We start from the raw sequence: 24,728 nt of genomic DNA, 5'->3' as shown, positions 1-24,728 counted from the left end.
GCGAGATCGCACTGTAATTCACTGGGTGGCGAGCTGGGCGCGCAGCCGGGCCTCGGCGGCCCCGGGCTCGTCACCCTTGTCAGTGTCGGTCTCGAGCACCACGCGGCGGATGGTGCCGGTGAAACGACCGCCCGGGGTGCCGTAGTCATCCGACACCGGTGACCCGTTGTCCGCGCCCACGTCGAGTCCGTCGGTGGTGTGGTACAGGAACGGCACGGTGTGCGCGAGCACCGTCTCGCCGACGCAGACCCCGTCGACGAAGAGCCGCCCGATGCCGCCCTTGCCGACACCACCACCGTCGTAGCTGAAGTCGTACTCCACGGTGTGCGCTCCCGGGATCAGCGGATCGTCGGCGACGATCTCGTAGTGCTCGACATCGATCCAGCTGTAGTGGAACGCAGGGACCCCCTCGCAGAGATAGAGCGCCCAGCCGCCGAACCGACTCCCTTGGGTGACCAGGGCGCCCGCATCGGCCGCACCGACCTCGACCTCGACACTGACCCGCCACGAGCAGTTCTTGGTGTCGGGGACGACGTTCTCGTTCATGTGCGACATCCCGGGGAACAGCGTCAGCGTGGTCCGCCCGTCCATCAACTGCGGCCGGCCCACCGAGGGTGCGTGCAGCCGCGCGACCTTGCGGTCATCGAGCGGGAACACGTTGTACTTTGCGCCCTCGATGAGGAACAGGTCCTTGAGCTGCTCCAGCCGCTCGGGTTCTGCCGCTGCCAGGTTGTGGGCCTGGCTGTGGTCATCGGGGGCATAGAGCTCCCAGTCGTCGTCGGCGAAGCTGGGGGTCTCGCCGTCGAACACCCACGGGATGCCGTGGATGGTGCACGCCGACCAGCCGTCGTGGTAGATCCCGCGATTGCCGAACAGCTCGAAGTACTGCGTGGTGTGCTGCTCGGGGGCGTCGGCGTCGTCGAACGAGTACACCATGGAGACGCCCTCGAGCGGCTTCTGGGCCACGCCGTTGACCATCGTCGGCTCGGGCAGACCGGCGACCTCGAGTACGGTCGCCGCCACGTCGTTCACGTGGGTGAACTGATGCCGGTTCTCCCCGGCGGACTCGATGCCGGCGGGCCAGTGCACGATCATCCCGTTGCGGGTGCCACCCCAGTGGGAGGCGATCTGCTTGGTCCACTGGTATGGGGTGTTCATCGCATGCGCCCATCCCACCGGGTAGTGGTTGAACAGGCTCGGCCCGCCGATCTCGTCGATCCGCTCGAGCATCTCGGTCACGGTGGCCGGCTCGAGGTTGTAGGTGGCGAACTCGTTGAGGCAGCCGTGCGGTCCGCCCTCGCCGCTCGCGCCGTTGTCGCCGAGGATGTAGATGATGATCGTGTTGTCGAGCTGACCGATCTCGTCGAGCGCGTCGACGACCTTGCCGATCTGCTCGTCGGTGTGGGTTGCCATGGCGGCGTAGGCCTCCATCATCCGCGCGTAGAGACGCCGCGCGTCTTCCGGCTGCTCGTCCCACGACCCGATCTCGTCCGGACGTGCGCTCAGTTCGGTGTCGTCGGGCACGATGCCGAGTTCCTTCTGCTTCGCCAGCGTCTGCTCACGCTGTGCGTCCCACCCGTGGTCGAAGTCGCCGCGGTAGGACTCGACGTAGGCCGCCGGCGCATGGTGCGGTGCGTGCACGGCGCCGAACGAGAGATAGCTGAAGAACGGCTTGTCCGGCGAGAGCGTCTGCTGTTGACGAATGTCGGCGATCGCACGCTCGGCAATGTCCTCGCTCAGGTGGTAGCTCTGCCCCTGCGGCGTCTGCACCGGCGTGGTGCCCTCGAACAGGGTCGGTGCGTACTGGTCGGTCTCGCCGCCCATGAAACCGTAGAACTTCTCGAAGCCCTCACCTGTCGGCCACCGGTCGAACGGGCCCGACCGGCTCATCTCCCAGGTGGGTGTCTGGTGGTACTTGCCGAAGCAGCTGGTGCCATACCCGTTGCGCCGCAACATCTCCGGCAGCGTGGCGACAGAGTCGGGTCGCGTCGACGAGTAGCCGGGGAATGCCGAGGCGAGCTCGGTGATCACGCCCATCCCGGCGGTGTGATGGTTGCGACCGGTCAGCAACGAAGCCCTGGTCGGGGAGCACATCGCGGTGGTGTGAAAACGCGTGTAGCGCAGGCCGTCGGCGGCGAGCCGCTCCGCGACCGGCATCCGGCACGGACCGCCGAACGCCGACGACGCGCCGAAGCCCATGTCGTCGAGCAGGATCATCACCACGTTCGGCGCGCCGGCCGGAGGGCGCAACGGTTGTATCGGGGCGGGAGTCTCGGCGTGACGCACATCGACCGCGGTGGTCGGCGCGGGACGTGGCGGTTGAATCGGGAGGCTGGTGCGGTAGTCGGCGTGGACCATCGGGGTTCCTTTCGCGGGATGTCGATGCGGAATGACATCGATCGTGCGCGGCTGGACGGGCAACAAACTTGCCTTGAGGCGACGACTACTTGACCTGACACGACAACCCACCGGAAGATGGCCGGCGTGTCCGTCATCCGTGGATCGGTGCTGACCGGTTATCGGGAGCAGGTCGCCGAGCTCGGCGCCGATCCCGACCTGCTGCTGCGCGCGGCCGGGCTGCGCCCCGAGGATGCCGGCAACCACGACGTCTTCATCCCGTATCGGAGTCACATCACGGCCATGGAGAGCGCGGCCGAGGCCACCGGCAGAGTCGACTTCGGACGGCTACTCGCGGACCGCCGACAAGGCGTCGAGATCCTCGGACCACTGGGGGTCGCGGTGCGGACGGCCCGGAACGTGGCCGACGCCGTCGCCATCGGGGTCAAGTATGTCGGCGCCTACGGACCGGCGATCGCGGTCACGCTCGAACCGACCGACACCGACGCCCGGGCCTTCTACGAGATCCGCCCGCTGCTCGACCATCTCCCTCCGCATGCCCAGACCCAAGAGCTCGCCCTGGGTGTGTCGCTGAAGGTGTTCCGGTTCCTGCTCGGTCCCGAGTACCGGCCACTGCAGGTCCACCTGACCCATCGCGCGCTCACCGGCCGAAAGGACTACCTCGCCTACTTCGGCTGCGCTCCGCGATTCGAACAGCCGCGTGCCGGGTTGGTGCTGCGCACCAGCGATCTCGATCGACCGCTCAGCCATGACCGCGCCGCCAACGAGGTGATCCGGCGCTACCTCGACACCGTCCTGCCCGCACGTGAGACGAGCCTGATCGTTCGTGCCGGCGAACTCATCCGCCACCTGCTGCCCACCGGGGCGACGCTGGACATGATCGCGCAGCAGTTCGCCATGCACCCCCGAACCTTCCAGCGACGCCTGGAGTCACAGGGCACCACCTACGCCGACCTCGTCGACGATGTCCGACGAGACGTCGCCGAGCGCTACCTCCGGGACACCGACCTGAGCTTCACGTTCATCGCCCGCGAACTCGGTTACTCCGAGCAGAGCGCGCTCACCCGCGCATGCCGTCGGTGGTTCGGCACGAGCCCCCGCGCCTATCGCAACCAGCTCGCCGACCGCTGATCGGCTCCCGCTGATTGTCAGCAACCGATCGCCATTTCGCCGGTCGAGCTCCCGCTGATCGTCAGCAACCCGATCGCCATCTCGCTGATCGAGCTCCCGCCGATCCCCAGCAACCCGATCGCCATCTCGCCGGTCGAACTCCCGCCGATCCCCAGCAACCCGATCGCCATCTCGCCGGTCAAGCTCCCAGTGATCGTCAGCAGCGAGATCGCCATTTCGCTGGTCGAGTAAGTGACCGAGCGCAAGCGAGGGAGCGCATCGAGACCAATCTCCCTGTCATGCAGGTGATCTCGATGCTCTCGCCGCTGACGCTCCTCGCTTACTCGATCAGCGGAAGGAGACTCCCTTACGCGAATCGGTGAGGCGACTTACTCGATCAGCGGGCGAGGTGCTGTACGGGGCCCTCATCGCCGTACACCGACGCGACGCGACGAACCGTGACCTCTCAAGTCAAATACGTGTCATCTCAAGTCAAGTTTGTCCTGTGATTCAGGTCGCACACTGGGAGCCACTCGGCCCCGACCACACAGAAGGATCTCCGCCATGTCCCTCACCGAAGTCCCCGCCACAACATCCCCGAGACCCAAGACGTCCAGCGTGTCGCGGCCCCGATTGTTCGGCTGGTCCACCGGCTTTCTGGCTTCGAACACGTTTCTGACCGCTCCGGGCCTGCTGTTGATCATCTACCTGACCAACACCGTCGGAGTCGCCGCCGGACTGGCCGGCCTCATCGTCGCGCTGCCGAAATTGTGGGACACCCTGCTGAGCCCATGGGCCGGAGCACTCAGCGACCGAGAAGCGGTCCGCACCCGTCGGCGCCAACAACTGATGTGGATCGGCGCGCTGACGCTCCCCGTCTTCTTCGTGCTGACCTTCGCCTCCCCGTTCACCGGCAGCATCGGGGCGCTGTGGGTGCTGGTCGCCTTCCTCCTCGCGTCCACCGGCTACCTGCTGTTCCAGGTCCCCCAGACGGCGCTGGCAGCCGAGATGACCGACTCTCCCGTCGAGCGGACCCGGATCATGACCTGGCGGTCGATGTTCTTCACGTTCGGATTCCTGATCGGCGGCGTCATCGCTCCCAAGCTCGTCGGTCACGGCACCATGGCCTCCTACCGAACCATGGCCGTCGTCGTCGGCATCGGCCTCCTGGTTGCGATGATCGTGCCGGCGCGCTCGACACGGTGGGTCCGATCCGGCACCGGCTCCGACTCCGGTTCCGGCAACGGTGGTCAGGCACTCGGTCTGCGCGAATCCTTCCGAAGCGCACGGGGCAACACGGCGTTCTTCCTCCTGGTCACCACCTACGCGCTGATGGTCATCTTCCAGACCATGGCGATGACCGGTCTGCCGTACGTCGCCACGTACTACCTGGGTGGCCAGGCGAAGACCGCCATCGTGTTCCTCGTACTCACGGCAGCAAGCGCCCTCTCGGCCCCGCTGATCGGCCGCTACACCCGTCGCACCGGTAAACCGCGCATGTTCATGCTGATGATCTGCGCGTGGGCGGCCAGTGCCGCGGCGTTCTACCCCGCCGTCAAAGCCGGCCTGCTCCCCACCGTCGTCGTCGCGGCCCTGATCGGGGTCGCGACCATGGGCACCCAGGTTCCGCTCTTCGCGATGCTGCCCGACACCATCGCCGCCGACACCAAGCGCACCGGACGAGACCAGGCCGGCGCCTTCACCGGACTGTGGACCGCCGCTGACAACGGCTCCCACGCGCTGGGTCCGCTCTGCTACAGCCTCATCCTCGCCGGGAGCGGCTTCGTCTCCTCCACGCACGCGATCCCGCAGTCCGCCACCGCGCTCGAGGGCCTGCTGCTCGGATTCTCCATCATCCCCGCAGCCTTCCTCCTGTTCCTGCTCCCCCTCATCCGGCGCTACCGCAACACCGATGCCGGTCGGCTCGGCACCGCGACCACGCACTGACCAACCACAGAACCAACGAGGAGCCATCATGAGCCGCAACCACCTGCCGCTACCGCCCGAACCGTTCTCCGGGAAGATCGGTGTGACCTACCACGATTCAGAGGCGGGCGTGATGAGTTCACCGTCCGCCCCCGCGGGAGCACCGAACGTCGTGGTCATCATGCTCGACGACGTCGGCTTCGGTCAGCCCAGCCTGTGTGGCGGCCCGGCGAAGACCCCACGCCTGGAACAACTCGCATCCGAAGGCGCCTTCTACAACCGATTCCACACCACCGCCCTGTGCTCGCCCACGCGCCCCGCACTCCTGTCGGGCCGCAACCATCATTCGGTGCACTCCGGCAACATCATGGAACTGGCGACCGCGTTCCCCGGCTACGACGGGCAATGGGGCCCCGAATCCGCATCGGTCGCCGAGATCCTCAAGCTCAACGGCTACAGCACGGCCGCATTCGGCAAGTGGCACAACACCCCCGACCACGAGACCAGTGCCGCCGGGCCGTTCGACCGATGGCCGACGGGCAAGGGCTTCGAGTACTACTGGGGGTTCCTCGGCGGTGAGGCCGACCAGTGGAATACGCCGTTGTGGGAGAACACCACGCCGATCGAGCGCACTCCCGGCGCCGACGAGACCTGGCATTTCACCGAGGCGATGGCGGACAAGGCCATCGAGTGGATGACGAATCAGAAGGCCTCGGCTCCCGACAAGCCCTTCTTCGTGTTCTGGACGCCAGGTGCCGCTCACGCGCCCCATCACGTCGACAAAGAGTGGTCGGATCGGTATCGGGGCGCGTTCGACCACGGCTGGGATCACGAGCGGCAGCTGACGTTCGAACGGCAGAAGGCCCTGGGCATCATTCCCGCGGACACCGAGTTGACCCCGCGTCCGGATGAGATTCCGGCCTGGGACGAGCAGCCCGACGACGCCAAGCGCCTGTACGCCCGGATGCAGGAGGTGTTCGCCGGATTCCTCGAGCACTCCGATGCCCAGGCCGGCCGCCTCATCGACGCACTCGACACGCTCGGGGTCGCCGACGACACTCTCGTCATCTACATCATCGGCGACAACGGGCCCAGCGCGGAGGGCACACTCACCGGCACGCTGAACAACATGAAGACCCAGCACGGATTCCACGACGACCTGGACACGATGCTGGCGCACATCGACGAGATCGGCGGCCCGAACCACGAGAACCACTATCCGGTGCCGTGGTGCTGGGCGGGCTCGTCCCCGTTCCAGTGGATGAAGCAGGTGGCCTCGCACTTCGGGGGCACCCGCAATGGACTCGTGATGCGTTATCCCGGACACATCGACGAGAACGACACGGTGCGTTCACAGTTCCACCACGTCGTCGACATCGCGCCGACCATCCTCGACGCCGTCGGCATCCCGCACCCGACGCGGGTGAACGGCGCCGAGCAGACCCCCGTTGAGGGCACCTCGATGGCCTACACCTGGACAGATGCCGACGCCGACGGCCGGCGTCGCACGCAGTATTTCGAGATGTTCGGCAACCGCGCCATCTACCACGACGGCTGGGTGGCCGGGTGTCGGCACAAGCTCCCGTGGCAGATGCGGGGTTCGGCCGACTTCGTCGCGGACACGTGGGAGTTGTACAACGTCGACGAGGACTTCTCTCAGGCCCACGACCTGGCCGCGGAGTTCCCCGACAAGCTCCGAGAGCTACAGGACCTCTTCATGACGGAGGCCGCGAAGTACAACGTGCTGCCCCTCGACGATCGGTTCTCGGAACGCGCGGACGTGAGCCTGCGGCCGAGCCACATCGCCGGCAAGAAGAGCTTCACGTACTTCGCGGGAACAGTGCGCATTCCGGAGACCTCGTCGCCGCCGATCAAGAACGTCGATCATGTCCTCTCCGCCGAGATCGAGATCCTCGACCCGGCGACGGAAGGCGTGCTGATCTCCTGTGGTGGGCGTACCGCCGGGTACACGCTCTTCGTGCAGGACGGCAGGCTGCACTGGGAGCACAACTGGTTCTCCGAGCACCGCTACCGGGTGTCCTCCGACGCGCCGCTTCCGGCGGGCCGCTACATCGTGTCGGCCCAGATCGAGTGCGATGAGCCGGGAACTCTGGGCACCGGAGGCCGGGTCACGTTACGCGCGGGCACCGAGGTGATCGGTGCGGGCACCTTCGCGCAACAGGTACCGATGCGCTACACGGTCCAGGAGTCGTTCGACATCGGCTGCGATCTGATCACTCCGGTCTCCAATGCCTACGAGGCCCCCTTCCGATTCACCGGAAAGCTGCACCGTGCGATGGTCGACATCGAAGGCGGCCAGTCCTTCGACGAGGTGGCCACCGACGAGTCCAAGCTGGCTGCAGCGGAGTTGTTCTCGCGCATCCACATGGCGACACAGTAGGCGGGACCGCGGACTTTGGTCTGTCGCCCGGCAACGACAGACCAAAGTCCCAATCACCCGTGATTCGGACACCGCACGACGTCGCAGGGGGGATGCTGGTCCTATGACGATGTCCGGGACGGTGGCTCCCGACGAGCAATCCGCCACCCGCGTGGTCACGATCGACGCCCGTCTCCACGATGCGGTGATCTTCGACCTCGACGGCGTGATCACCGACACCGCATCGGTACACGCGACCGCGTGCGCGGAGCTGTTCGATGACTACCTCCGGCGACACCCTGACCTCGACGGCGCCGTTCGATCGCCGTTCACCGATGACGACTATCGGCGATACGTCGACGGCAAACCGGTCGAGGACGGGGTGACCGACTTCCTCGCTTCCCGCGGCATCACCGTCGGCCGCGGCACGCCCGACGATCCACCGGACACCGATTCCGTCTGGGGCATGAGCAATCGCAAGACCGTCCGTTATCTCGAGATGCTCGATCGCGACGGTGTGGCACCGTTCGCCTCCACGGTCGCACTGATCCGGCGGCTCAAAGCATTCGGGATCGCCTGCGGAGTGTTCTCGTCGAGCCGTCACTGCGCGCAGGTCCTGGAGGCCGCGGGTATCGGAGATCTGTTCTCCACACGGGTCGACGGTGTGGTCGCCGAGGAACTCGGCCTGCCGGGCAAGCCCCATCCCGCAACCCTCCTCGAGGCCGCCCGCAGGCTCGGGGCGACGCCGCGACGCTGTGTCGTCGTCGAGGATGCGGCGGTGGGCATCGCCGCCGGCCGCGCCGGCGGGTTCGCACTCGTCATCGGCGTAGACCGCACCGGAGATGCGGATGCGTTGGTGCGTGCCGGCGCGGACGTCGTGGTCACCGACCTCGCCGAGGTCACGGTCCGCCTCGGCGGTGCCCGGATCTCGACGATGCCCGATGCCCGGACCTATCTCGATCACCTGCATTCCATCGCGGCCACGCGCACCCCGGCGATGTTCTTCGACTTCGACGGCACGCTGTCGGACATCGTTCGCGATCCGGCCGCCGCGGCCCTGGTCGACGGTGCGTCCGAGACGTTGACCCGACTTTCGACGGTGTGCCCGGTCGCCGTCCTCAGCGGCCGTGACGTCCCCGACGTGCGCGCACGGGTCGGTCTCGACGGGATCTGGTACGCCGGAAGCCACGGCGCCGAGCTCGTCGGGCCGGCGGGCGAGCACTACGTCAACGAGGTCGCCCTGGGATCCACCGACAAAGTCGATTCCGCCGCAACGAAATTACGTGATCAGCTCGATGGGATACCGGGAATTCTGCTGGAACACAAGAAGTTCAGTGTTGCCGTCCACTACCGGAACGTCGACACCGATCGCGTGGGCGAGATCACGGCGGCAACACGGGCGGTCGGTCGCACGCATGGTCTGCGGATCGTGCCGGGGCGGATGGTGATCGAACTGCGCCCCGACGTGGATTGGGACAAGGGTCGCGCACTGCGCTGGATCCTCGACCGGATGGACGTCCCCGGCGACGCCATACCGATCTACTTCGGCGACGACATCACTGACGAGGACGCCTTCGACCAGGTCTCCACCGACGGGATCGGCGTGGTGGTCCGTGCCGCGGAGAACAAGGACCGCCGCTCCGCCGCACAGTTCGCCGTCGACTCCCCCGGCGCGCTGGCCAAGCTGCTGGGCCGCATCGCCGATCTGCTCGAACAGTCTCGCGAGCCCACCAGTGCCTGGTCGTTGACATATGACGCCTACGATCCGCACGCCGAGAAACTCCGGGAAGCACTGTGCACCGTCGGTAACGGCTACCTCGCGAGCCGCGGGTGTGCACCGGAATGCGATGCGGGACAAGTGCACTACCCCGGCACCTACGCGGCCGGGCTGTTCAACCGACTGATCGACCACGTCGACGGCACCGACATCGACAACGAGAGCCTGGTGAACCTGCCCAATTGGCTGCCGCTGACGTTCCGGATCGACGACGGCGCATGGTTCGACATCGACGACGTGGAACTGATGTCGTTCCGGCAGTCCCTCGATCTTCGGCGCGCGGTCCTGACCCGCGACGTCCGTTTCCGCGACCCGGCGGGCCGGGTCTCGACGCTGCGGCAGCGCCGGTTCGTGTCGATGGACCAGCCGCATGTCTGTGCCCTGGAGACGACGATCACCGCGGAGGACTGGTCCGGCACGATCGAGTTCTGCTCGATGCTCGATGGCGACGTCCGAAACAGTCTGGTCGAACGGTACCGCGAGTTGGCGAGCGACCACCTCACGGCGCACCGGACCACACGCCTGTCCGAGGATTCGGTGCTGCTGACCGCGCGCACCAATCAATCCGGCATCGCGGTGGCTCTGGCCGCCCGCACCACCCTCTGGCGTGGCGGGGAACGATTGCCGGGCCGCTACCGACTCATGGACGAGGGCCGCCGGGTCGGCCACCGGATCGCTGTCGACGTCGTCGCCGGCGACAGCGTCACCGCGGAGAAGGTGGTGACGCTGTACACCTCGCGCGACCACGGTATCTCCGAACCCGGCGAGGCGGCCTCGCGATGGCTGGCCCGGCTGGGAAGCTTTCGCGAGCTCCTCGCCGACCACGCGCGCGCTTTCGTCAAGCTCTGGGATCTGTTCTGCATCAACCTCGACGGCCACCCGGAGGCACAGCGTGTCATCCGGGTGCACCTGCTGCATCTGCTGCAGGTGGTCTCCGACCACACCGTCGAACTCGATGCGGGTGTGCCCGCGCGCGGACTCAACGGCGAGGCGTACCGCGGACACATCTTCTGGGACGAGTTGTTCGTCCTGCCGGTGCTCAATCCGCGTCTGCCCGCACTCACCAAGGCCCTGCTCCGCTATCGCTTCCGCAGGCTGCCCGAGGCACGTCAGCTCGCCCGCGAGGCAGGATATCGGGGCGCGATGTTCCCGTGGCAGTCCGGCAGCGACGGGCGCGAGGAGAGCCAGAAGCTTCACCTCAATCCACGTTCGGGACGATGGAACCCGGACCCGAGCGCACGTCAGCATCACATCGGCCTCGCCGTCGCCTACAACGTGTGGCAGTACTTCCAGGTCACCGGCGACCTCGACTTTCTCATCGAATGTGGCACCGAGCTACTCGTCGAGACAGCGAGGTTCTGGGCGTCGCTGGCGACCTATGACCAGACGCACGACAGGTATGTCATCCGCGGGGTGATCGGGCCGGACGAGTTCCACGCCGGATATCCGGAAGCGCCGTACGACGGAATCGACAACAACGCCTTCACGAACGTCATGGTTGTCTGGGTGCTCGGGCGCGCGCTCGATGCACTCGCGGCGATCCCGCAGCGCGATCGTGTCAACCTGCTCGACGAGATCGGCCTCCGTGAGCCGGAACTCGAGCACTGGCGCGAGCTGGCGTGTCGCATGTTCGTACCCTTTCACGACGGCACGATCAGCCAGTTCGAGGGCTACGAGGCGTTGGCAGAACTGGATTGGGATTCCTACCGCGCGAAGTACGGCAACATTCAACGGCTCGATCGAATACTGGAGGCCGAGCACGATGACGTGAACCGTTACCGGGCCTCCAAGCAGGCCGATGTCCTGATGTTGTTCTACCTACTGTCTGCCGATGAGCTGCGCACGATTCTCGAGCACCTCGGCTATGGGTTGCCGCCGGAGATGATCCCCCACACCATCGACTACTACCTGGCGCGTACCTCGCACGGCTCGACGTTGAGCTCGGTGGTGCATGCGTGGGTGCTCGCTCGGGCGAACCGGGCGCGAGCCGTCGACTTCTTCGAACGCGTGCTCTTGTCCGATGTCGCGGATATTCAGGGTGGCACGACCTCGGAGGGCATTCATCTGGCCGCCATGGCCGGCAGCATCGACCTTCTGCAGCGCTGCTTCTCCGGTCTGGAATTGCGCGAGAATCGCCTCATCGTCAATCCCCACTGGCCGAAAGCGCTCGGCACTCTGTCGTTTCGAATCTTCTATCGCGGCCATCGCCTGCAGCTACGGGTCAGCGGCAACGGCGTCCGAATCGCCTCGGAGAAGCGTCGAGTCGATCCGATCGCTGTCGAATGTCGCTCGGTGGTCCGTCAACTCGGCGCCGGCGGCGTCGTCACATTCCACTGACACCGGATCGGTGCCGCTGTCACTGTCCGAAGGGACATTCGGCCCTCGCGCGCAGCCGGCGTTTGGGTGACCCTGGAAAGGTGGCCGCCATCTCGATCTCGGGACTGACCAAGTCGTTCGGGCATGTCCGAGCCCTGGACAGACTGAACCTCACCGTGCACGCCGGAGAGGTGCACGGTTTCCTCGGCCCGAACGGTTCGGGTAAGACAACCACGATCCGCGTCCTGCTGGGGCTGCTGCGTGCGGACAGCGGCACGATCCGGGTGCTCGGTAGCGATCCCTGGCGCGATGCGGTGTCACTGCACGGCCGACTCGCGTATGTGCCCGGCGAGGTCAGTCTCTGGCCGGGCATCACCGGCGGCGAGGTGATCGATCTGATGGGCCGTCTGCGCGGCGACTCCGATCGGCAACGCCGCGACGCTCTCCTCGAACGCTTCGACCTGGATCCCCGGAAGAAGGCACGCACCTATTCGAAGGGCAATCGACAGAAGGTCGCTCTGATCGCCGCACTGGCGTCGGATGCCGAACTGTTGCTCCTCGACGAGCCGACTGCCGGACTGGACCCGCTGATGGAAGCGGAATTCCAGCGCTGTGTCGCCGAGGAACGATCGCGCGGACGGACCGTGCTGTTGTCGAGCCACATCCTGGCCGAGGTCGAGGCGCTGTGCGACCGGGTGACGATCATCCGGCTCGGCACAACCGTGGAGAGCGGAACTCTCGCCGAACTGCGTCATCTCAGCCGAGTGGCGATCACCGCCGAGACGCGGCAGGAACCGACCGGGATCGACGTATTGCCCGGCGTGCACAACCTCGTCCGGGACGGACACACCGTCCGGTTCGACGCCGACGCGGTCGCACTCGAGGACATCATGCGGACACTCGCGGCGCTCGGCGTGCGTGATCTCACGAGCTCGCCGCCGACGCTGGAGGACATCTTCCTACGCCACTACCGCGACAGCGCGACGTGGGCGCCCACGACCGTCGACGATGCGCGCACACCGAGATGACCGGCATGACTTCGATCGTCCACCCGTCGGAAAGCACCACCGGGTCCGGTTGGCTGTTGAGATTCGGGTTGCGGCGCGAGCGGGTCGGATTGGCGGCCTGGCTGGTCGGTACCGCGCTCTTGCTGGGCTTCCAGTCGCTGGGCAGCCAGGGCCTCTACGACAGTCCGGAAAAGCTGGCCGCCTTGCGTCAGACGGTCGGTGGCAGCCCGGCACTGATCGCCTTGAGCGGGCCCGAGCAGCTGCTCGGCACGGTCGGCGGCGAGGTCGTCTTCGAGATCTTCGGCTACATCGCGATCATTCTGGCCCTCATGAACATGTTCCTCGTCGGCCGGCGAACCCGGTCCGACGAGGAGAACGGACGTGCCGAACTGATCCGGTCGGCCCGCGTCGGTCGCCGCGCCCTGCTCGTGTCCGCGGTGGCTCTCGCGGGTCTGGCCGATGTGGCGGCGGGCATGATCGTCTTCCTCACCGCCGTCGCGACCGGCCTGCCGGTGGAAGGCTCGCTGCTACTCGGAGTGGCCCTCGCCGCAGTCGGGTTCGCCTTCGCCGGGGTCACCGCGGTGGCCGCCCAGGTCTTCGAGAACCCGCGAAGTGTCTACGGTGCCGTCACCGCCACGATCGGCCTCGCGTATGTGTTGCGCGCCGCCGGTGACGTGGGCGACGGCACATTGTCGTGGCTGTCCCCGATCGGTTGGGGCCAGCGCACATGGCCGTATGTCGGCGACCACTGGCTGCCACTGTTGCTCCCGCTGGCCGGCGGCACACTCTGCGTCGCTGCTGCGGCAGCACTCTTGGAACACCGGGACTTCGGCGCCGGCCTGCTCGGCTACCGCGCAGGCCGGGCCACCGCAACCCGGATGCTGGGCTCGGCGCTGGGGCTGGCGTGGCGAACCCAGCGCGGCTCGCTGGTCGCGTGGGCCGTCGGCGTTTTCGCACTGTCGGCGGCATACGGGTCGTTTGCCGAGAGCATCACCGAGTTCATCGAGAACAATCCCCAGATCGGCGACTACCTGCCGGGCGGCGCGGCCGACGCGGTGAATGCCTATCTGGCCCTGTGTCTTGCGATCGCGGCACTTCTCGCGACCGGATACGGGGTGAACAGCGCGCTGCGGGCGCGCAAGGAGGAGTTGGCGGGTCGGGCCGACCCGGTCATCGCGGCCACCAACAGTCGCAGTTCATTTCTGGCCGGTCATGTCGCGATGGCGCTGGGCGGGAGCGCAATTCTGCTGGCCGTGGGCGGATTCGCCGAGGGTCTTGCCTACGGGCTCAGCATTTCCGATCCCGGTCAGGCGATCCGATTGGCCGGGGTGGCACTGGTGTATCTGCCGGCGGTGTGGGTGGTCGTCGGGGTGGCGGTGCTCGGCTTCGGCTGGATGCCGCGGGCCGCGGGGATCGTCGCGTGGACCGCTTTCGGCTACTGCGTGGTGATCACTCTTTTCGCCGCGTCCTTCCGGTTGCCGACCTGGATCGAGAAGGGCTCTCCCTTGGCCCACACGCCACAGGCTCCGCTCGAGAGTCCGACGGCGACGCCCCTCGCGACGATCACGATCATCGCCGCCACCCTGGTACTCACCGGCTCCGCCGGCCTTCGTCAACGCGATGTGGGGTGCTGACCCGGTCCCGCCTGGCCAGTTGACCATCGTCGGCTGTGCGAGGGCCCTGTCTCGGCGAAGCCACAATCGTCTCCCTCAGCACCGACCGAGGGAAACATCCTTCGGAGCAACATCTCGGGGACGATTACAGCCATTGCCATCACGGCACGTGCCCGAACGGCACGGCGTCCAGGTCACCAGGTGTGCATCACCATCTCGGCTCGCACCACGCGCACCAGTGAGGGCAGCGCGGCCGCGACGTCCGGCGAGAAGCCTACTCCCACTGTGGTATCCGCGATTTCGATCGCGAAAGCGATGTGTCGCTGTGGCACCCGCCCGAGCACCTCGCCCAGGCGTGACGCCTCGGCGAGGCCCAGGCCGTGTGAACTCGTCGATCCACCCCGGACCCCGATCGTGCCGGCCTCGAAACGATGCACGGTCCCCGGTATCGATGGTTCACAGGCGAGCGAATCGACCGTCAACGCCGTCGTCGCCGACGACCACGCGTCGAGGAGTTCGCCGACATCACCGCTCGATTCCAGAACCCGCCACCCCGGCGGGGCCGACGGCTCGAGCGCGTGTGCCACGGCCGGACCGACCCCGTCGTCGCGGCGGTACGTGTTGCCCACACCGATCAGCACGCCGGTCATCGACGCTCGATCGTCGTCTGCAGGAAGTGCGCAGCACACGAGATGCACGGATCGTGGTTGCGCACGGTGCGCTCGCACAGATCGGTCAGTTCGGCATCGGTGGCGGCGAGATTGGCCGTCACGGCCGCGCGCACATCGTCTTCGATCGCCGCCTGGTTCTGCGCGGTGGGCGGGACGATGACGGCCGCACGGATCACTCCGTCGGCACCGATCGAATAGCGGTGGTACAGGAGTCCGCGGGGCGCTTCGCTGACCCCGTGCCCGACGGCCTCCCGGGGCTCCACCTCGACGCTCGGCCGTTCGGGGCGTTCGTAGCCGTCGATCAGGCGCAGCGCCTCCTCGATCGCGCACACGGTCTCGATACCGCGGATCACGATGCTGCGAAATGGGTTACGCCACTGATCGCCGAGCCCGGAATCGGCGGCGGCCTGCCGGGCCACCGGCGGTAGCAGGGCCGAGTTCAGCGCGTACCTGGCGATCGGACCGGTGAGGTAGCGGTGTCCGTCGAGGGCGGCGTGCAGCGCTGTGGAGTGGTGGACCTGATGCTCGGTGACGTGCGCGGAGAAATCGGCGGCGGCGAACGCGGCACCGCCCGTCGAGGCGATGGAGCCGTCCTCGATCGGGTATCGGTGTTCACCGCGCAGTGCCAGCAGGTCGCAATCGACGTGGGCGTCGGGGAATTCGAAACCGGCCACCCACGCCACGGTCTCGACCGCGTCGTCGAGCGCACGGCGCAACTGCTCGGCCAGTGGGGCGAGTTCGGATCGGGTGGGCACCCGATAGAAGCCTCCGACGCGGACGTTGACCGGATGGATGGGCCGACCACCCACCTGCTCGAGGATCGCGTTGCCGGCCTTCTTGAGGGCGAGTCCGCGTTCCACCTCCGCCCGCTGCTCTCGTGCGAGTTCGATGGCGTCCGCGCAGCCGAGGAAGTCGGGCGCATGCAGGAGATAGATGTGCAGGGCGTGGCTGGCAATCCATTCTCCGCAGTAGAGGAGCCGTCGCAGGCCGCGTATCGGGTCGCTCAGCTCGACACCGCAGGCCTGTTCGAGCGCGTTGCAGGCACTCACCTGATAGGCCACCGGACAGATCCCGCAGATACGGGACGTGATGTCGGGCGGTTCGCGGAAATCGCGACCGCGCAGAAGGGATTCGAAGAAGCGCGGCGGTTCGTAGATGTTCAACTCGGCCCGCTCGACCACCCCGTCGCCGACCGAGACATGCAGTCGGCCCTCGCCCTCGACCCGCGCGAGCCCGCGCAGGCTCAGCCGTCTATTCTGCTCGGCCATGCCGGCGCCCCTCGACGAACTCGGGTGCTGCCACGGTGAATGTCGCCAGCATCGCGTCGATCGTTGCCTCGCTGGTCCCCGACTCCCGTAGCCAACCCGCCAATGACCCGATGTTGGGGTCCGGCGCGGGTCCGAAACACCCGTAGCAGCCGCGGGACTGGGCCGGGCACACCGCGCCGCAGCCGGCGTGGGTGACCGGGCCCAGGCACGGTGTGCCGTGCGCGACCATGACGCACGTGAGTCCGCGGCGCTTGCATTCGGTACACACCGTCGTGTTCGGGATGTTCGGCCTGCGCCCGGCCAGGAACGCGGTGAGCACCTCGAGCAGCTGTCCACGGTCGATCGGACAGCCGCGCAACTCGAAGTCGACGGGCACGTGCGCGGCGATCGGCGTGGAGGTGGCCAGCGAGTCGATGTAGTCGGGGTGGGCATAGACGGCGGCGGCGAATTCGGCGGAATCACCGAAGTTGCGCAATGCCTGCACCCCTCCGGCGGTCGCGCAGGCACCGATCGTGACCAGCGTTCGTGACTGCTCCCGGACCCGGTGGATGCGTTTGACATCGGCGGCCGTGCTGATCGAGCCCTCGACGAGTGAGAGATCGTACGGCCCGTCCTCGACGGCGCTGGACATCTCGAGAAAGTGGGCGATTCGCACTGCGCCGGACAGCGCCAGCAGTTCGTCCTCACAGTCCAGAAGTGAGAGCTGGCAGCCGTCACACGAGGCGAACTTCCACACCGCCACTGTCGGTCTGTTCATCTCGTGGTGTGTCTCGGAAATAGGTGGCCGGTATCCGGTGGAGCGATCGGCGTCTGGCAAGGCGGAGGAGGGAGTGATAGCGGCGCTATCTCGACCGACGACAACGCGGCCAGGCGTCGATCGAACGCCGGAGACCAGTCGCCTATTTCTGAGACACACCACTAGAGCTCCCGAACTCCCAGCAGCGGGCGGGCGACAGCGTACGGCACAACCGGCCCGTCGCGACACAGCAACAGCTCACCCAGCTGACAATGCCCGCAGTGCCCGATACCGCACTGCATGTTGCGCTCCAACGAGACCCGTACGTCGTTCTGCGGGAGACCCTTCTCCAGAAGGACTCTCGCGGCGAAGCGCATCATCGGCTCCGGTCCGCACAGCAGTGCCGTGGTCCGGTCGGTGTCGAGTGTCAGGCGCCGCAGTGGATCGGTCACGAACCCGACCGATCCGGTCCACCCGGCGGCCGGCCGATCGATGGTGAGCTCGAGCTCCACATCGGAATCGGTGACCCACACCGAGAGTTCGCTCCGGTACAGGATCTGTTCGGGGGTGCGGGCTCCGACGACGAGCATGATCCGTCGGTAGCGGTCTCGCTGCCCGACCGCCGCCATGACCGCGGCGCGCACCGCCGCGAGCCCGACCCCGCCGGCGACGATGAGCAGGTCGCGCCCGACGCAGTCCGGCAGGTTCCAGTCGGTGCCGAAGGGTCCGCGCATCCCGATGACCGTGCCGGGTCCCGCGTCACGGAGCGCACTGCTGACCGCCCCGACCCCGCGGATCGTGTGCATCGCGGTACCTCCGGGCGCACTCGGATCACCGCTACAGGACACCGCGACCTCACCGACCCCGAACGCGTACAGCATCATGAACTGCCCGGGTTCGAACGGTGGCAGCGCCCGGGCGACCGGTTCCAGCGTGAGGGTGGCGGTGTCAGCCGTCTCGACCGTGCGCTCGGCCACCCGATACGGCGTGGGCACCATCGTGCCCGTCGCCGGTCCGCCGCTCATGTCGGCTCTCCGTACAGGTCGAGCAGGCGCGCACGCGCCGACTGCAGGCGTTCCAGCAGCGTCTCCACGAGGAGATCGGTCATCGCGGCGCCGAACTCGGAGTCGGCTCGGATCAGTGCCCGAAGGTCGTCCACGTCGATCAGCGTCGCCTCGGTCCGCTCCATGGCGCGGGCTCCGTAGTGGAACGAGGGGTGTCGGGTCAGCCCGGAGACACCGAGTAGGTCCCCGGCGCCGAGCGTCTCGACGACGAGCTCACCACGCCCCGGGTGGCCGGCCACCAGTGCGACGCGACCGCTGTGCAGAATCCAGAGCATTTGCGCGGCTTGTCCTTCCGCGAACATCAGCGTGCCGGATTCGATCGTCACGGGGCGGCCGAGGCCGAGTAGCCGGGCGCGATCCGGGGGCGGCAGCGGGGCCGGCGCGGCGTGGGCGGCGCCGTTCATGGCGGCGACCGGCGGCCCGGTTGCGCCCGGCCGACCGCGTCGGTGAGTCGAGCGGCTTCCTCGGTGATGTCGATCCCGACCGGACACCAGTCGATGCAGCGCCCGCACCCGACGCACCCGGAGCTGCCGAACTGATCGTGCCAGGTGCCCAGCTTGTGCGAAATCCATTGCCGATAGCGGCTTTCACCTGAGCCTCGGACGTTGCCGCCGTGCACGTGGGAGAAGTCGGGCTCGAAGCAGGATGACCAGTGCTGCCATCGCTCCGCATGGTCACCGGTCAGGTCGGTGTGGTCCTCGACCGTGGTGCAGAAGCAGGTCGGGCAGACCATGGTGCAGTTGCCGCAGGTGAGGCACCGGTCTGCGACTTCGCCCCAGACGTCCGAGTCGCGTGCCTCGCGCAGCAGGTCGCGCAGGTCGACGTCGGGCATCCGCCGGCCCATCCGCCGCGCCGCCTCGCGTACCGCTTCTCGGGCGTCGTCGACCTCGGCGGCCGCCGCGCCACGATGCTCGACCTCGACCAGGACGTCCGAGCCGTCGTCGCTGCCGACGTCGACCAGGAATCGATGCCCCTGGTCGTCGATCCGTTCGGTGAGCGCCAGGTCGTAGCCGCGGTCAGCTCCGGGACCGGTACCCGTGGAGGAGCAGAAACAGACCTCGCCGGGTTCGGTGCAGTTGGCGGCGACCACGAACAGTTGCCGAAATCTGCGTGCGGCGGAGCCGTCCGGATGGCCACCGCGGCACAGAACCTCGCGCAGGACCCGGATCGCCGCGAGATCGCAGGCGTGTACCCCGACGAACGCGTACCGAGGGTCGGAGCCCGTGGGCTCGTGCCACCCGCCGTCCCTGTCGATCGCGGCCAATTGCCGGTGCGGAGGATGAAGATACTTCTTCCACGACTGTGGCCCCGCCGAATGCGCGAAGACGGCGCCGTCATCACGGCGCCGCAATCGGTAGGAGCCCGGCGCGGTCGACACTCCCCACCCGTCGGGCAGCGCCGCGCCGGTGTCCAGTCGGCCGAGCGCGATCGCGTCGTCGGTCACGGTCGGGCCGATGACCTCGTAGCCGCGTGACCACAGCACCTCGATCAGCGTGTCGAGGCCGCTACGGTCGACGACCGCGCTCATCGGTCGGTGTGGTGCGGAAGGTGCAGGATGCCGGTGACCTCAGGCGGTGGCGGCGGCACATGCCGGTCGTCGAGCCGTGCATCGAGATCGAGGACGACATCGACGACACCGTCGACCGCCCGGGTGAGGTGATCGATGATCGCGATCATGCTCTGCCGCTCGACAGTCCCGCGAAAGCTGACCACGCCGTCGGTCACCTCCACGTCGATGGACGCGGGGTCCATCCACATCGCCTGCTCGAGCACGGTCGAGCGGATGTCGTCGGCCAGAGCGGAATCCGAGCGGAGGTAGACACTCAGGACGTCCTTGCGCGAGACGATGCCGATCGGACGGCTCTCATCGTCCACGACGGGGAGCCGTTTGATGCCGTTGCGGGCCAGCAAAACCGCAGCATGCCGCACCGTGGCATCGGCGGCGACGGTGACGACGGCTGATGTCATCACGTCGCCGACCGTGCGCGAGTTCGATCGCTCGCGACTGCCGCGGCCGAGGCGCGTCGCAGCGAACCCGCGCCATCCGTGCCGGTCGGTCCCGGCCTGCTCGGTGATCAGGTCCCCTTCGGAGATGATTCCGACGACGCGCCCGGCGCCGTCGATTACCGGAGCGCCTCCGACGCCTCGCTCGGCCAGCAACGACACGACCGTTCTGAAACTCGCGTCGATCGGGACGCACAGAACATCCGTGGTCATCACATCGGCGACGGTTCGGTGGCTCACAACTCCATCCGACCGCGTGTCGTCGGCGGCCACAAGGGCCCGAGATCCTCAGCCCACAGGACGTTTGGCCCGAGGCACGTGACGTGGCACCGGTACCCGGGCGGCGGGGTGGTCACGCGACAGCGACCGAATTCGGCGGCGTAGTCTGCGCATATGCCGGTGTCCACCCTGGTCGAGATCCTTTCGGATGTGCGTCACGCACACGACGTGGCGACGATAGCCGCCGCCACGTTCCCGCTGGCCTGCCCACCCCATTCGACACCCGACGACATCGCCGCACACATCCGGGACCATCTGCAGCCCGCCGACTTCGCGCACCACATAAGCAGCGCGGACAGCGACGTGCTGGTGGCACGCGACGGGGTCGACGGACAGATCGTCGGGTACACCCTGATACTTCACACGGCACCGACACATCCCGACGTCGTCGCCGTCGTGACGGCGCGGCCGGTCACCGAGATATCGAAGATGTATGTGGCGCAAGCACATCACGCGCAGGGACGGACATCCGGCCCCTCACATGAGCTGATGCGCGCCGCCCTGCACCTGGCCCGTGACCGGGGAAGCGTGGCGGCGTGGCTCGGCGTCAACCAGGAAAACGAACGTGCGCAACGCTTCTACGCGAAGATGGGTTTCACGCGGGTGGGCGTGAAGACATTCGACCTGAACGGTTCGATCGAACACGACTACATCCTGGCGCAACCGCTGATCTGACGACGGCGCGCCAGGACGTCAGACGGTCGTATCCGCGAAACGCGACAGGGCGAGCAGGCGCGAGGTCGCGCGCAGATACTTCTTGCGATATCCACCGGCGAGCATCTCCTCGGTGAAGATCTCGTCGAGCTTGCTGCCGGACACGGTCACCGGGATGTTGGCGTCGTAGAGACGATCGGCGAGGACCACCAGCCGCAGCGCCACCGATTGGTCCTTGGCCGGGTGCACGCCGCGGATGCAGACCAGCGACACCCCGTCGACCAGATCCTTGTACTTCGACGGGTGCAGGGTGCTCAGGTGATCACACAGGGCGTCGAAATCGTCGAGCGTCGCCCCGCTCGTCGACGCGGCCATCTCCTCGAGTTCGGCATCGCTGCGTGGTTCGGGTGCCGGCGGGAGATCGCGATGCCGGTAGTCCGGGCCGTCCACCCGGATGGTCTCGAACACCGACGACAGCTTCCGGATCTCCCGGAGGAAGTCCTGGGCGGCGAAACGTCCTTCACCGAGCTGCCCGGGCAACGTGTTCGAGGTCGCCGTGATCGAGACACCGTGGGCCGTCAGCTCGGTCAGCAACCGCGAGACCAGCATCGTGTCACCCGGATCGTCGAGTTCGAACTCGTCGATGCACAGCACGGTGTGGTCGGAGAGTCGCTCGACGGCATTGATGAAGCCGAGAGCACCTACCACGTGCGTGACCTCCACGAAGGTCGCGAACGCCTTCGGCTCGGGCATCGAGTGGTAGATCGATGCGAGGAGGTGGGTCTTGCCGACGCCGAATCCACCGTCGAGATAGAGCCCGATGCCCTGATTGGTGGACTTGCGGGAGAACAGGCCGCGCTTGCCGCCGCGCACCTTGCCGGCGCGGGCCACGAAGTCGCGGGCCTTGGCGACCGCCTGCGCCTGGGATGGCTCGGCGGGATCGGGGATGTAGGAGTCGAAGCTGACCGAGTCGAACGTCGACGGTGGCACCATCTCGCCGATGAGCGCCTCGGGTGCGACGCTCGGGTTTCGGTCGCAGAGTCGTGCCGTCATAGATGGAGAGTAGCCACCTCGGACATGATGGAGTCATGTTCGGTCTACAGAAAGCGACTCAGGTCACATCAGCCGACGACGAGGCCGCGACGTTGCGGTGGCTCGCCGAGCGGTACGCGTACCCGGAGCGGCCGACCTCGCCACCGTGTCTGCCGCGTCCGTACCTACGGGTCAACATGGTGAGTTCAGTCGACGGTGCCGTGACGCACAACGGTAGATCCGGCGATCTCGCCGGACCGGGCGACAAGGCGATCTTCCGTGTCCTCCGCGCGCTGGCCGACGTGGTCATCGTCGGTGCACGCACGGCCGTCGTCGAGGGGTATCGCCAACCGTCGCCGGATGACGTGTTCAGCCGGGCCCGGGCTGCGCGTGAGCAGGCCCCGGCACCGGTCCTGGCCCTGTTGTCGCGGTCGTTGTCGATCCCGGACGACTACGAACCGCTGGCCAGTCCCGACACCGTGATCCTCACCTGCGCTTCCGCACCTGCGAAGCGCCGGTCAGCGCTCACCGACGCCGGCGCGACCCTGATCGACTGCGGCGACGACACCGTCGATGCCCACATCGTGCTCGATGTCTGCGCCGAACGCGGCTGGCTCAGCGTTCTGAGCGAGGGTGGACCGTCGCTCCTCGGATCGTTCATCGATGCAGACGTCGTCGACGAACTGTGCGTGACGACCAGCCCGACGTTGGTGGCCGGCGAGTCGGGCCGCATCGCCCACGGCAACGGGGCGGCGGAGACCCACCCGATGGCGCCGACCACGATCATCACCGATGACGACGGGTTCGTCTACATCCGGTGGACGCGCACGGCCGCCGCCGAGGGATGACGGCAAACGACCACGCCGTCCGCCGCCTCCTGACGAGCTGCAACTAGGCTCGCGGGCATGCGACGAGCACCCGGACGGTACGCCCGCGGCTTCGGACCCCGGCGCAGCGCAGCGCTGTCGGCGGCCACGACCTTGACCGCGCTCGTCGTACTCAGTGCATGCGCGATCGGCCCCGACCCCGGCCCGAAAGTCGTCACGGGCGGGGGCGGCGGCGCCGACGTCCCCACCTCGTCGGCGGCGCCCACCGGTCTGCCGGCGATCGGCGCACCCAAGAACGACCTCGACTGGACCGAATGTGCTCGTCAGTCCGCGCAGCGATGGAATGTGGACGCGCCGACCGGCGTCACGCTGCAATGCGCCTCCCTCAACGTCCCGATCAACCCGTACCGGCCGACCGGCGACACGTTGTCGGTGGCCCTCACCCGCGCCAGCGTGGCCGCGACCCCCGCCGACGCCGCACCCGTGGTACTCACCTCCGGGTCGGACCTGCCGTCGTCTCGGACACTGATGCTGCTCGCAGGCGGCGCCGGCCGCGGCCTGCTCGCCAAACACCCAGTCGTCGCGATCGACCGGCGCGGCAGCGCCGCGAGCGCCGAACTGGACTGCATGACCCGCACCGAACGGTCGGCGATGAGTACGAACGGCCTCGGCGATGCCGGATCGGTGACACAGGCGCAGCGGATCGATCAGCTGGCGCGGGCCGCATCGTCGGCGTCGGATGGGTGTACCGAGACCCTCGATCCCCATCAGCTCGATTTCGGTGAGGCGTTCGCAGCCGCCGACATCGAGGCGCTGCGCATCCGGTGGGGAGTCGATCAGCTCGCCCTCGTAGGGGTGGGTGAGGGCTCCGACGTGGTCCTGTCCTACGCGAGCAACTTCGCCGGGCGCGCCGGACGCATCATCCTGGATACCCCGACCCCGTTCGGCGCCAACGCCCGCGACCGCGCCGCCGCCCAGGCATCCGGCGTGCAGGCCGCTCTGCGCACCTTTGCCCAGAGGTGCGCAGCTGCGGGTTCGTGCCCACTGGGCGCCGACGGCACCGCCGCGATCGCCGACGTGCTGGCCAAGGGGCGCAGTGGAGATCTCGGCCGGATCTCCGACACCCAGGCGCTCGCGGCGATCACGACGTCGTTGGCGCTCGCGCCCGACCGCCCGCAGGCGGTGACCGACCTCGCCTCCGCGATCGCCTCCGCGCGCCGCGGCGACACCGGCGCACTGGCCGGTCTCGCCGAGCGCGCCGACGGCCTCCGCACCTCCGACGGCCAGCTGGTGGCCCGCTGCAACGACGTGTCCGGCCCGGTCGGACAGAACGAGATCCCCGGCTTGATCGACACATGGACCAAGCAGAACCCGCTCACCGGCACCAACAGTGCGCTGTCCCTGCTGCGGTGCAACGGGTGGGCGTCCTCGACCCAGGTCAATCCGCCGAGCGCGCTCCCGGTCGACCCGCTGCTGCTCGACGGCGCCAACGATCCGATCAACGGTGGCGGCGGAGCCGGCGCCCTCGGTGGTCTGTTCATCAAGGCCGGTACCACTCCGACGACGGTGTCGTGGGACGGTCTGGGCTACTCGGTGCTCGCGCGCAGCGCCTGTGCCGCCGAAGTCGTCGCGCAGTACCTCGGTGACCAGCCACTCGGTGAGCCGACCGAACGGGGCTGCCCCACCTAGGGAGGTCAACCTCGCTC

General features: G+C 67.6%; 19 protein-coding genes. 9 read left to right on the top strand and 10 right to left on the bottom strand.

The genetic code is table 11. The annotated features are described in order from the left end of the window. Positions 1 to 18: 18 nt before the first annotated feature. A complete protein-coding gene (locus tag ACVT6V_RS17355) occupies positions 19 to 2,358 on the bottom strand; it encodes an arylsulfatase (RefSeq protein WP_489894896.1) in 2,340 nt (779 codons plus the stop codon). A 117-nt stretch (positions 2,359 to 2,475) separates the two neighbouring features. On the opposite strand from ACVT6V_RS17355, the gene ACVT6V_RS17350 reads away from it, so the two are divergent. After that, the gene (locus tag ACVT6V_RS17350; protein WP_489894894.1) at positions 2,476 to 3,489 is read left to right on the top strand and encodes an AraC family transcriptional regulator; all 1,014 of its coding nucleotides are present in this window, start codon (positions 2,476 to 2,478) and stop codon (positions 3,487 to 3,489) included. Positions 3,490 to 3,506: 17 nt separating this feature from the next. Here the strand turns inward: ACVT6V_RS17350 and ACVT6V_RS17345 are convergent, their stop codons facing one another. Further along, positions 3,507 to 3,704 (bottom strand): hypothetical protein, encoded by a 198-nt coding sequence (locus ACVT6V_RS17345; RefSeq protein ID WP_489894892.1) that lies wholly within the window; start codon positions 3,702 to 3,704, stop codon positions 3,507 to 3,509. A 328-nt stretch (positions 3,705 to 4,032) separates the two neighbouring features. Between ACVT6V_RS17345 and ACVT6V_RS17340 the strand changes: the two genes are divergently transcribed. The 5 genes from ACVT6V_RS17340 (at position 4,033) to ACVT6V_RS17320 (ending at position 14,508) form a co-directional block, all read left to right on the top strand. Next, positions 4,033 to 5,415: an MFS transporter gene (locus tag ACVT6V_RS17340; RefSeq protein WP_489894890.1), complete on the top strand. Its 1,383-nt coding sequence runs from the start codon at positions 4,033 to 4,035 to the stop codon at positions 5,413 to 5,415. A gap of 28 nt (positions 5,416 to 5,443) precedes the next feature. Further along, positions 5,444 to 7,795 (top strand): arylsulfatase, encoded by a 2,352-nt coding sequence (locus ACVT6V_RS17335; RefSeq protein ID WP_489894888.1) that lies wholly within the window; start codon positions 5,444 to 5,446, stop codon positions 7,793 to 7,795. A gap of 103 nt (positions 7,796 to 7,898) precedes the next feature. After that, positions 7,899 to 11,888 (top strand): trehalose-phosphatase, encoded by a 3,990-nt coding sequence (otsB, locus tag ACVT6V_RS17330; RefSeq protein WP_489894886.1) that lies wholly within the window; start codon positions 7,899 to 7,901, stop codon positions 11,886 to 11,888. An 80-nt stretch (positions 11,889 to 11,968) separates the two neighbouring features. Further along, complete coding sequence (locus tag ACVT6V_RS17325) at positions 11,969 to 12,895, top strand: ABC transporter ATP-binding protein (protein ID WP_489894884.1); 927 nt, start codon at positions 11,969 to 11,971, stop codon at positions 12,893 to 12,895. Between the two features lie 5 nt (positions 12,896 to 12,900). Beyond that, positions 12,901 to 14,508 carry an ABC transporter permease gene (locus tag ACVT6V_RS17320; RefSeq protein ID WP_489894882.1) on the top strand — a complete coding sequence of 536 codons (1,608 nt, stop codon included), beginning with the start codon at positions 12,901 to 12,903 and terminating at the stop codon, positions 14,506 to 14,508. A 173-nt stretch (positions 14,509 to 14,681) separates the two neighbouring features. Here ACVT6V_RS17320 and ACVT6V_RS17315 read toward each other — a convergent pair whose 3' ends face one another. The 7 genes from ACVT6V_RS17315 to ACVT6V_RS17285 all read right to left on the bottom strand — a co-directional run bounded on the left by ACVT6V_RS17315 (position 14,682) and on the right by ACVT6V_RS17285 (position 20,470). Beyond that, a complete protein-coding gene (locus tag ACVT6V_RS17315; RefSeq protein WP_489894880.1) occupies positions 14,682 to 15,137 on the bottom strand; it encodes a hydrogenase maturation protease in 456 nt (151 codons plus the stop codon). Continuing rightward, entirely contained in the window at positions 15,134 to 16,426 is a 1,293-nt protein-coding gene (locus ACVT6V_RS17310) for a Ni/Fe hydrogenase subunit alpha (RefSeq protein ID WP_489894878.1), read from the bottom strand. Before ACVT6V_RS17310 ends, ACVT6V_RS17315 begins: the two co-directional genes overlap by 4 nt. Beyond that, positions 16,410 to 17,183: an NADH-quinone oxidoreductase subunit B family protein gene (locus ACVT6V_RS17305; protein ID WP_489894876.1), complete on the bottom strand. Its 774-nt coding sequence runs from the start codon at positions 17,181 to 17,183 to the stop codon at positions 16,410 to 16,412. Before ACVT6V_RS17305 ends, ACVT6V_RS17310 begins: the two co-directional genes overlap by 17 nt. A gap of 161 nt (positions 17,184 to 17,344) precedes the next feature. Continuing rightward, positions 17,345 to 18,187 (bottom strand): FAD/NAD(P)-binding protein, encoded by an 843-nt coding sequence (locus tag ACVT6V_RS17300; RefSeq protein WP_489894874.1) that lies wholly within the window; start codon positions 18,185 to 18,187, stop codon positions 17,345 to 17,347. Continuing rightward, entirely contained in the window at positions 18,184 to 18,630 is a 447-nt protein-coding gene (locus ACVT6V_RS17295) for a Crp/Fnr family transcriptional regulator (RefSeq protein ID WP_489894872.1), read from the bottom strand. Before ACVT6V_RS17295 ends, ACVT6V_RS17300 begins: the two co-directional genes overlap by 4 nt. Continuing rightward, on the bottom strand, positions 18,627 to 19,754 hold the full coding sequence (locus tag ACVT6V_RS17290; protein ID WP_489894871.1) for a 4Fe-4S dicluster domain-containing protein: 1,128 nt from the start codon (positions 19,752 to 19,754) through the stop codon (positions 18,627 to 18,629). Before ACVT6V_RS17290 ends, ACVT6V_RS17295 begins: the two co-directional genes overlap by 4 nt. Then, positions 19,751 to 20,470 carry a CBS domain-containing protein gene (locus ACVT6V_RS17285; protein ID WP_489894869.1) on the bottom strand — a complete coding sequence of 240 codons (720 nt, stop codon included), beginning with the start codon at positions 20,468 to 20,470 and terminating at the stop codon, positions 19,751 to 19,753. The genes ACVT6V_RS17290 and ACVT6V_RS17285 overlap by 4 nt, the downstream gene beginning before the upstream one ends. Positions 20,471 to 20,623: 153 nt before the next feature. On the opposite strand from ACVT6V_RS17285, the gene ACVT6V_RS17280 reads away from it, so the two are divergent. Next, positions 20,624 to 21,184, top strand: a complete 561-nt coding sequence (locus ACVT6V_RS17280) for a GNAT family N-acetyltransferase (RefSeq protein WP_489894867.1) — start codon at positions 20,624 to 20,626, stop codon at positions 21,182 to 21,184. An 18-nt stretch (positions 21,185 to 21,202) separates the two neighbouring features. Here the strand turns inward: ACVT6V_RS17280 and zapE are convergent, their stop codons facing one another. Next, positions 21,203 to 22,216, bottom strand: a complete 1,014-nt coding sequence (zapE, locus tag ACVT6V_RS17275; protein ID WP_489894865.1) for a cell division protein ZapE — start codon at positions 22,214 to 22,216, stop codon at positions 21,203 to 21,205. 35 nt (positions 22,217 to 22,251) lie between these two features. Here zapE and ACVT6V_RS17270 point away from each other — a divergent pair, with 35 nt between their 5' ends. Continuing rightward, on the top strand, positions 22,252 to 23,043 hold the full coding sequence (locus tag ACVT6V_RS17270; RefSeq protein WP_489894863.1) for a pyrimidine reductase family protein: 792 nt from the start codon (positions 22,252 to 22,254) through the stop codon (positions 23,041 to 23,043). A gap of 57 nt (positions 23,044 to 23,100) precedes the next feature. Next, on the top strand, positions 23,101 to 24,711 hold the full coding sequence (locus tag ACVT6V_RS17265) for an alpha/beta hydrolase (protein WP_489894861.1): 1,611 nt from the start codon (positions 23,101 to 23,103) through the stop codon (positions 24,709 to 24,711). The last annotated feature ends 17 nt before the right edge of the window (positions 24,712 to 24,728 follow it).

The organism is Gordonia sp. LMA167 (assembly GCF_058130025.1).
Note: the sequence above shows the minus strand (reverse complement) of the source record. Positions and strands in the feature narration are given on the sequence as shown.

Excerpts from the sequence above, each read along its gene's own strand:
- ACVT6V_RS17355 (WP_489894896.1), bottom strand. The coding sequence starts at position 2,358 with ATGGTCCACGCCGACTACCGCACCAGCCTCCCGATTCAACCGCCACGT.
- ACVT6V_RS17350 (WP_489894894.1), top strand. The coding sequence starts at position 2,476 with ATGGCCGGCGTGTCCGTCATCCGTGGATCGGTGCTGACCGGTTATCGG.
- ACVT6V_RS17345 (WP_489894892.1), bottom strand. The coding sequence starts at position 3,704 with ATGGCGATCTCGCTGCTGACGATCACTGGGAGCTTGACCGGCGAGATG.
- ACVT6V_RS17340 (WP_489894890.1), top strand. The coding sequence starts at position 4,033 with ATGTCCCTCACCGAAGTCCCCGCCACAACATCCCCGAGACCCAAGACG.
- ACVT6V_RS17335 (WP_489894888.1), top strand. The coding sequence starts at position 5,444 with ATGAGCCGCAACCACCTGCCGCTACCGCCCGAACCGTTCTCCGGGAAG.
- otsB (WP_489894886.1), top strand. The coding sequence starts at position 7,899 with ATGACGATGTCCGGGACGGTGGCTCCCGACGAGCAATCCGCCACCCGC.
- ACVT6V_RS17320 (WP_489894882.1), top strand. The coding sequence starts at position 12,901 with ATGACTTCGATCGTCCACCCGTCGGAAAGCACCACCGGGTCCGGTTGG.
- ACVT6V_RS17315 (WP_489894880.1), bottom strand. The coding sequence starts at position 15,137 with ATGACCGGCGTGCTGATCGGTGTGGGCAACACGTACCGCCGCGACGAC.
- ACVT6V_RS17310 (WP_489894878.1), bottom strand. The coding sequence starts at position 16,426 with ATGGCCGAGCAGAATAGACGGCTGAGCCTGCGCGGGCTCGCGCGGGTC.
- ACVT6V_RS17305 (WP_489894876.1), bottom strand. The coding sequence starts at position 17,183 with ATGAACAGACCGACAGTGGCGGTGTGGAAGTTCGCCTCGTGTGACGGC.
- ACVT6V_RS17300 (WP_489894874.1), bottom strand. The coding sequence starts at position 18,187 with ATGAGCGGCGGACCGGCGACGGGCACGATGGTGCCCACGCCGTATCGG.
- ACVT6V_RS17295 (WP_489894872.1), bottom strand. The coding sequence starts at position 18,630 with ATGAACGGCGCCGCCCACGCCGCGCCGGCCCCGCTGCCGCCCCCGGAT.
- ACVT6V_RS17290 (WP_489894871.1), bottom strand. The coding sequence starts at position 19,754 with ATGAGCGCGGTCGTCGACCGTAGCGGCCTCGACACGCTGATCGAGGTG.
- ACVT6V_RS17280 (WP_489894867.1), top strand. The coding sequence starts at position 20,624 with ATGCCGGTGTCCACCCTGGTCGAGATCCTTTCGGATGTGCGTCACGCA.
- zapE (WP_489894865.1), bottom strand. The coding sequence starts at position 22,216 with ATGACGGCACGACTCTGCGACCGAAACCCGAGCGTCGCACCCGAGGCG.
- ACVT6V_RS17270 (WP_489894863.1), top strand. The coding sequence starts at position 22,252 with ATGTTCGGTCTACAGAAAGCGACTCAGGTCACATCAGCCGACGACGAG.
- ACVT6V_RS17265 (WP_489894861.1), top strand. The coding sequence starts at position 23,101 with ATGCGACGAGCACCCGGACGGTACGCCCGCGGCTTCGGACCCCGGCGC.